This is a genomic window from Microcystis sp. LE19-84.1B (genome assembly GCF_027531875.1).
Lineage (GTDB): Bacteria > Cyanobacteriota > Cyanobacteriia > Cyanobacteriales > Microcystaceae > Microcystis > Microcystis panniformis.
Map to the genome: position 1 here is coordinate 1 of NZ_JAPZSR010000117.1, position 7,709 is coordinate 7,709.

The following is a 7,709-nucleotide window of genomic DNA, read 5'->3' on the forward strand; positions in this document are numbered from 1 at the left end:
GGTGAGATTATACCCCGTCTGATCGATGAAATTCCGATTTTGGCAGTAGCGGCGGTTTTTGCCCAAGGAACGACAATTATCAAGGATGCCGAGGAATTACGGGTGAAGGAAAGCGATCGCCTGACGGTGATGGCCACCCAACTCGATCGCCTAGGGGCAAAAGTAAGGGAATTACCCGATGGTTTAGAGATTACCGGCGGTACAGGCCTATTCGGCACGGAAGTGGACAGTTTTACCGATCATCGCATTGCTATGAGTCTAGCGATCGCTGCCCTCAATTCCCGTCAACCCACCACTATCCATCGCGCTGAAGCGGCCGGCATTTCCTACCCCGATTTCTTTACCACCTTAAAGCAAATTTGTCAAGAGTAGAAATATTAAGTTTTTCTGCGAACGGGCGAGGGGTAACTGGTAAAATTGCAGGATAAATCACAGAGTAGTGGGCTACCTGTGTGATAATCAAGGTCATCGATCGAGGTAGCAAAAAATAGAAGCGTCCCTCATTCAAATTTCCCTGAAAAATATCTCCCTATCTACCCCACTCCCGTCTTCTATTCCCCACCGATAATGGAAATCATCGCCCAATTAGAGAAAGTTTCCTATATTTATCCCGAATCCTCCAATCTAGTGCTTAAAAATATCTCTTTAGCAATTCATCGAGGAGAATTTTTAGGTATTATCGGGCCCACAGGTGCGGGAAAAACTACTCTCTGTTTAACTCTTAACGGTATTGTCCCCCAATTCTACGGAGGGCGTTTTTTTGGTTATGCAACAGTAGCCGGTTTAGACACTTTAACCCATCCCGTTAGCACCTTGGCCCGCTATGTGGGGGCAGTATTTGAAGATCCCGAAACGCAACTTTTAGCCACTTCTATAGAAAATGAAATCGCTTTTACCCTAGAAAATTTACGGCTACCGCGAGAGGAAATTAAAGCGCGTATTCCCAAAGTTTTAGCGGCAGTCCGGTTAGAGGGAATGGAAAAAAAATCGCCGGGGGAATTATCAGGAGGACAAAAACAACGATTAGCGATCGCCGCTGCCCTCGCAGTTCAGCCCGCTTTGTTAATTCTCGATGAACCCACCTCCCAACTGGATCCGGTGGGATCCCAGGAAGTTTTCGCCACCATTAAGGAATTAAATCGCCATCTCGGGGTCACTATTGTGATGGTCTCCCACGCAGCCGAGGAAATGGCCGAATATGCCGATCGCCTGGTACTATTAAGGGATGGTGCGATCGAAGCTATGGGAACCCCAGCAGAGATCTACTCCCAAGTACAACTTTTACAGGAAAATGCCCTGCGTCCCCCGCAGGTGGCCACTACTTTTGCCTTGATCGAGCAGAAAATCGGGGCGGTCGCAACGCGCTCGCTACGCGAGATCGAGTCGATTCCTGTCACCCTAGACCGCAGTTTTGCCCGTTTAAACGAGATTAAATCCTTTTATCATCAAATCACCCCAACCACTCCCTTATCGTCGGTTTCTGACCCCTTAAACCCCATACTGAGGGTGAAAAATCTCTGCCATACCTATCCAGATGGTACTACCGCCCTGCGGGATGTGTCCCTCGATATTGCCGAAGGGGAATATCTGCTGATTATCGGTCAAAATGGCGCAGGAAAAAGCACTTTAGTCAAGCATTTTCTCAATCTTCTCTCGGCGACCAGCGGTCAAGTTATGATTGATGGACGTTCGATTACTAGCTTTTCTGTCAGTGATTTAGCCCGATCGATCGGTTATGTAGCCCAAAATCCCGATAATCAGATTTTTAACACCACTGTGGAGAAAGAAGTATCATTTGCCCTGACTAATCTCGGTTATTCTCCAGAAATTGTCACCCAACGCACGGAAGCAAGTCTAGAAGCCATGGGATTGCTAGAATATCGATCCTATCATCCTCTCTCCTTACCGAAAGGCGATCGAGCGCGGGTAGTGATTGCGGCAATTTTAGCCATGGAACCGCGTATAGTTGTTTTTGATGAACCCACCACCGGGCAAGATTACCAAGGGGCTAAGGCAATTTTAGAGGTGAGTCGTCAATTACACCAGATGGGCAAAACGGTGATTGTGATCACCCATCACCTCTATTTAATGCCAGAATACGCCGAAAGAGTAATTATTATGGGTCAAGGAACCATCCTTTTAGATGCCCCAATCCGACAAGCTTACCATCAAACCGATCTCTTAGCCAAAACCTATCTAACTCCACCCCAAGCGGTTTTATTAGCACAAAAATTAGGACAACTTTCCGGTTATCCTAATTTCCTTTTAACTCCCCAGGAAATTGCCGATTGTTTTCAGAGGATTTAGCCTTGAGGTTATTTAACTGTTTCTAAGATCAACTTCGATCGCTTAACATTATCAGGTACAGGAATCGGATAATCGCCATTAAAACAAGCAGTACAGAAGGTTTTCGGATCTTCTTTTGTTGCTGTTAACATTCCATCGTGACTGAGATAAGCTAAACTATCCACCCCGATTTGTGCCTGAATTTCCGCCACCGATTTAGTTGCCGCAATTAATTGCTCTTGGTTATCCGTATCAATGCCATAAAAACAAGGATGAGTCACCGGAGGTGAAGATATTCTCATGTGAACTTCTCTTGCTCCAGCATCGCGTAAAGCTTTAACTAATTTCCGGCTAGTGGTTCCCCGCACGATCGAATCATCAACAATAATAACTCTTTTTCCCTGTAAAACATCCCTTAAAGGATTCAATTTCATCTTAATTCCCGACTCTCTCATGTGTTGGGTTGGTTGAATAAAAGTCCGTCCCACATAACGATTTTTAATCAATCCTTCCGCGTAGGGAATATCAGAAATGCGCGAAAATCCGATCGCTGCTGGAATACCTGAATCGGGAACTCCCATCACCATATCTGCTTCTACCGGCGACTCTTTGGCTAATTGTTCCCCCAAACGTACCCGATAAGTATATAAAGATTCCTCGTGAACAATACTATCGGGACGGGCAAAATAAATCATCTCAAAAACGCATAATTTTTTCTCCGGTTTCATGGCCCAATCCACCGAAGATAAGCCATCTTCACTAATCCAAACTAATTCCCCCGGCTGCACATCCCGCAGATAATCGGCCCCAATAATATCTAATCCGCAGGTTTCCGAAGCTAAAACATAACGGGGGGGATTGCCTTCTTCTTGCAAAACCCCAATTACTAACGGTCTGACACCATTGGGATCCCGCGCCCCGATAATTCCCGTCGGTGTGCCGATAACAAGGCTGTAAGCCCCGCTACAATAGCTAAAGGCATCGATCGCCGCTTCTATCCAATCCTTGCCACTATCCACTTCCTGGCCGATAGCGACCGCGATCATTTCCGAGTCGGTGGTGGTGACGAGATCACAACCGCGCTTTTCTAATACATTTCTTAACTCAAAAGTATTGACTAAATTGCCGTTATGTGCTAGGGAAAGTTTACCCAAACGGGTTTCGATCACAGCAGGTTGGGCATTGGCCCGACGGCTAGAACCAGTGGTAGAGTAACGAGTATGACCGACGGCGTGGGTACCCGGCAAGGTTTTAAGGACAGTTTCGTTAAAAACTTGGGAAACTAAGCCCATTTCCTTGTAACAATGCACCGTTTCCCCGTCGTAGGTGGCAATACCTGCCGATTCCTGTCCTCGGTGTTGCAGGGCATAGAGTCCGAAATAGGTCAGTTTTGCTACTTCTTCCTCGGGGGCATAGAGTCCAAAAACTCCACAGGCTTCTTCAGGCTTATCGACGCGGTTCAAGAATAGGGATGAGTCGGGATGGCTAGACATGAGAGGACTGGGGTTTGGGGCTACTTTTGATACAAAATCTTAACTTATCTTAATCTCTTTTTAACACTTTCTTCTATGGCGATTTGAGAACAGTTATCAGGTGTTAGATTTTGGGGTTTTGGGGTTTTAGGGTGTTAGGGTTTTGGGGTTTTGGGGTTTTGGGGTGTTAGGGTTTTGGGGTGTTAGGGTTTTGGGGTGTTAGGGTTTTGGGGTTTTGGGGTGTTAGGGTGTTAGGGTTTTAGCTGAAATTCCCCATTTCCCCATTTCCCCATTTCCCCATTTCCCCATTTCCCCATTTCCCCATTTCCCCATTTCCCCATTTCCCCACTCCTGAATCCTGTTTCCTTCCCTAAAGTCTTCTTTCGATCGCTTTTGACCAAACTTGCTGTATGGTTTCTAGACTAACATCGATCGCCGGTTGTTTATTCCGGTCAAGAATTAAAAGATTATCGCTTTTTTCGCTAACTTTGCCAGTTATTTGCCAATAGTCTCCTAATTGTGTCTTTAGATATTCTTCCCAATCTTGCTGATTTTCGGGGGAAACGGAGACGATAATGCAACTAGCTAATTCCCCGAATAACACCGCATCAAAACGGCCTTGATGATGCCAAGAAAGGTCAATTTCCGCCCCTAACTGCCCACTAATAGAGCATTCTGCCAGAGCAATGGCTAAACCTCCCTCCGCGCAATCATGGGCAGATTTCAGCCAACCGGCGCGGATTCCCCGACGACAGGCCGCTTGTACCTTTCTTTCTAATTCAAAATCAATTACCGGCGGTTTTCCCGTCACCAAACCATGAATAACGGCTAAATATTCCGAAGCGCCGATAGTTGGCAAAGAGAAACCCAAAATATAGATTAAATCCCCCGCTTTTTGCCAACCTTGGCCGCAAATTTGCCCGATATCCGGCACTAATCCCACCATCCCAATCACGGGAGTCGGATAAATAGACTGGGGGCTGCCAGCTGCATCAACGGTTTCGTTGTACAAAGAGACATTACCCCCAGTCACCGGTGTATTCATTTCCCGACAAGCTTCGGCAATACCCTGACAAGCAGTGGCTAATTGCCAATAACCGATTGAATTCTCTGGACTTCCGAAATTGAGATTATCCGTGACAGCAATGGGGTCAGCACCAACACAACTAAGGTTTCTGGCCGCTTCTGCCACGGCCAACTTAGCTCCGTTATAGGGATCAAGATAAACATATCGCGGATTACAATCTGTAGTCGCCGCTACACCTCGCCGAGAATTTGCGGGATTAGCACCCAGAGGACGCACGCGAATCACGGCCGCATCGGCCCCTCCGGGGAGAATAACGGTGTTATTCTGGACTTGATGATCATATTGACGATAAACCCAGCGTTTTGAAGCAATCGAGGGACTATCCAGCAGTTTTAATAAAATCTCGTTATAGGATTCGGGAATAGGAATCGTGCTATCTTCCCATAATTGAGCTTTTTGGGCGTATTCCGGCGGTTCTGCCCGTAATTCCCGATGATAGATAGGAGTATTATCCGCTAGGGCCGTGGCAGGAATTTCGGCGGCAATTTCCCCTTTAAATAATATACGGACGATCGGTTCTGCAATTACCTGGCCGGCGACCACAGCCTGAAGTCCCCAACGCTGGAAAATCTCGATTAATTCGCCTTCTCGTCCCGATGCTGCCACAAATAACATTCTTTCTTGGGATTCCGACAGCAGATATTCGTAGGGAACCATCCCGCTTTCCCGGACGGGGATTTTATCGAGGTCTAATTCAATTCCCACCCCTCCCTTGGCCGCCATCTCGGAGGTAGAACAGGTGATCCCCGCGGCCCCCATATCCTGGGCCGCCACCACCGCGCCGGTCTTAAATGCCTCTAAACAAGCTTCTATCAGGGATTTTTCCAGAAAAGGGTCGCCCACTTGCACTGCGGGCCGGTCATCCATAGATTTATCGGTTAATTCAGCGCTGGCAAAACTTGCCCCTCCCATACCGTCCCGGCCGGTGGTAGAACCAACGTATAAAACCGGGTTTCCTAGGCCTTTTGCCCCAGATTTAACGATTTCCTCGGTTTCCATTAGCCCTAAAGCCATGGCATTAACAAGGGGATTGCCATTGTAGGCATTATCAAAGTATATCTCACCGCCCACCGTGGGAACGCCGACACTATTGCCATAATGACTTATTCCTTCCACGACTCCGGCAAAAATGCGACGATTGCGGGCATCTTGCAAGTTACCAAAACGGAGAGAGTTGAGGATAGCAATAGGACGGGCCCCCATGGTAAAAATATCCCGCAGGATGCCTCCGACTCCGGTAGCGGCACCTTGTACGGGTTCCACCGCAGAAGGATGATTATGGGACTCGATTTTAAAGGCTAATCGCAATCCATCGCCTAAATCCACTACTCCGGCATTTTCTCCCGGTCCGACGAGAACTTTTTCGCCGGTGGTGGGGAATTGTTTAAGCAGCGGCCGGGAGTTTTTATAACAGCAGTGTTCCGACCACATCACGCCAAACATTCCTAATTCGGCTTTATTGGGGTGTCTTCCCAGTCTTTTGACTATTTCTTCGTATTCTTCGGGTTTAATGCCTTCTGAGGCAATTTCTGCGGCAGTGAAGGGGGTAGTCATGGGACAATGCGATCGAGGGACAAGACTTATTGTATAACGTCTGATGAGATCGAGTTACAATGCTTAGTAAAAGACAAAAAAGTTAAAAGGGTTTGCGCTAGTAAAGTTAAGCTAAAGACATAGTTTTATAATCAGTTGGAACGAAACTATGGCAGTAGAAACAGCTTTATCAATGAAAGCATTATATGATCTGGATTTTGTTCTCTGGGCTTCAAAAACCGCCGAACTTTTAAAGCTAAAAAAGTTTGATGAGGTGGACTGGGAAAATCTGATTGAGGAAGTGGAGTGCATGGGAAAAAGTGACAGACGGGCTGTAGAGAGTTTATTAACCCAGCTTATCGAACACCTGTTTAAGTTAGCTTATCACAAATCGGAACGGGAGCGAGAACGCAACGTCTGTCACTGGGTAGGAGAAATTGCCAGTTTCCGAACTCAACTAGGAGAGTGGCTAGAAACCACTACTCTCACCAACCACGCGCGGGATTATTTTCAAAAAGCCTACTCAAACGCTCGGAAAACCCTAATACAAGCGAAAACCGTCACTGGCGACGCGATTCCTGTTGAGCCTCCTTTCTCCCTCGAACAGGTATTAGATGGGGAGTGGTTCCCGATTGATATCGATCATTACTTCGACGTATAAGAACAAAAAAGTTAAAGATGAATATTAAAGTTATTGTTTGGCAAGAGGCAACACCCCCCCGACATCGGGGGGTTTAAGGATAGGCGGTTAAGATGTTAAAGTTATTGTTTGGCAAGAGGCAACCCCCCCCCCAACCCCCCCGACATCGGGGGGGTTTAAGGATAGGCGGTTAAGATGCGTCTTAGCTTACCCTATTTAATCTTGGTTCCGATGGTGTTGGGTAACAGTCGTCATCCCAATTGCTCAAAAACAGGAGCTTCCGGAAGAACACAATAAAAAACTGCTGCTAAACTAGAGGCCTCTTTTTGAGTTTAATTGCGTGAAAACTGACAGTATTTTCTATCAACTCTTACAAAGATTTCCCGCTTGTTTCTTTGATTTGTTGAACCTTCCCCCCGAAATCGCCAATTCTTATCAATTCTCCTCGGTGGAAGTTAAACAATTGTCCTTTCGTCTCGATGGAGTCTTTTTGCCTGATACACCCAATCAGCCTATTTATTTCCTAGAAGTACAATTTCAGAAAGATAATAGGTTTTATTCCCGTTTCTTCAGTGAAATCTTCCTCTATCTCCACCAAACGGACTTAAGCAACAATTGGCAGGGAGTAGTTATTTATCCTCGGCGTTCAGTGGAAAGCGTAGAGACGGCTCGTTATGGGGAGTTAATCAAC

The 7,709-nt window shown here is 46.6% G+C and carries 6 protein-coding genes; 4 read left to right on the plus strand and 2 right to left on the minus strand.

The features are described from left to right. Nucleotides 1-372, plus strand: a 372-nt coding sequence (locus tag O9324_RS06970; protein WP_502846573.1) for a 3-phosphoshikimate 1-carboxyvinyltransferase, incomplete at its 5' end; no start/stop codon positions are given. 195 nt (nucleotides 373-567) lie between these two features. Then, nucleotides 568-2,307: an ABC transporter ATP-binding protein gene (locus O9324_RS06975; protein WP_288139817.1), complete on the plus strand. Its 1,740-nt coding sequence runs from the start codon at nucleotides 568-570 to the stop codon at nucleotides 2,305-2,307. An 8-nt stretch (nucleotides 2,308-2,315) separates the two neighbouring features. Here O9324_RS06975 and purF read toward each other — a convergent pair whose 3' ends face one another. Together purF and purL are read right to left on the minus strand one after the other, a co-directional pair. Continuing rightward, on the minus strand, nucleotides 2,316-3,779 hold the full coding sequence (purF, locus tag O9324_RS06980) for an amidophosphoribosyltransferase (RefSeq protein WP_287630372.1): 1,464 nt from the start codon (nucleotides 3,777-3,779) through the stop codon (nucleotides 2,316-2,318). 349 nt (nucleotides 3,780-4,128) lie between these two features. Continuing rightward, entirely contained in the window at nucleotides 4,129-6,399 is a 2,271-nt protein-coding gene (gene purL, locus O9324_RS06985; protein ID WP_288139818.1) for a phosphoribosylformylglycinamidine synthase subunit PurL, read from the minus strand. Between the two features lie 148 nt (nucleotides 6,400-6,547). Between purL and O9324_RS06990 the strand changes: the two genes are divergently transcribed. Together O9324_RS06990 and O9324_RS06995 are read left to right on the plus strand one after the other, a co-directional pair. Continuing rightward, a complete protein-coding gene (locus O9324_RS06990) occupies nucleotides 6,548-7,039 on the plus strand; it encodes a DUF29 domain-containing protein (RefSeq protein WP_288139819.1) in 492 nt (163 codons plus the stop codon). 319 nt (nucleotides 7,040-7,358) lie between these two features. After that, the coding region (locus O9324_RS06995) for an Rpn family recombination-promoting nuclease/putative transposase (protein WP_288139820.1) at nucleotides 7,359-7,709 on the plus strand (351 nt) is incomplete at its 3' end.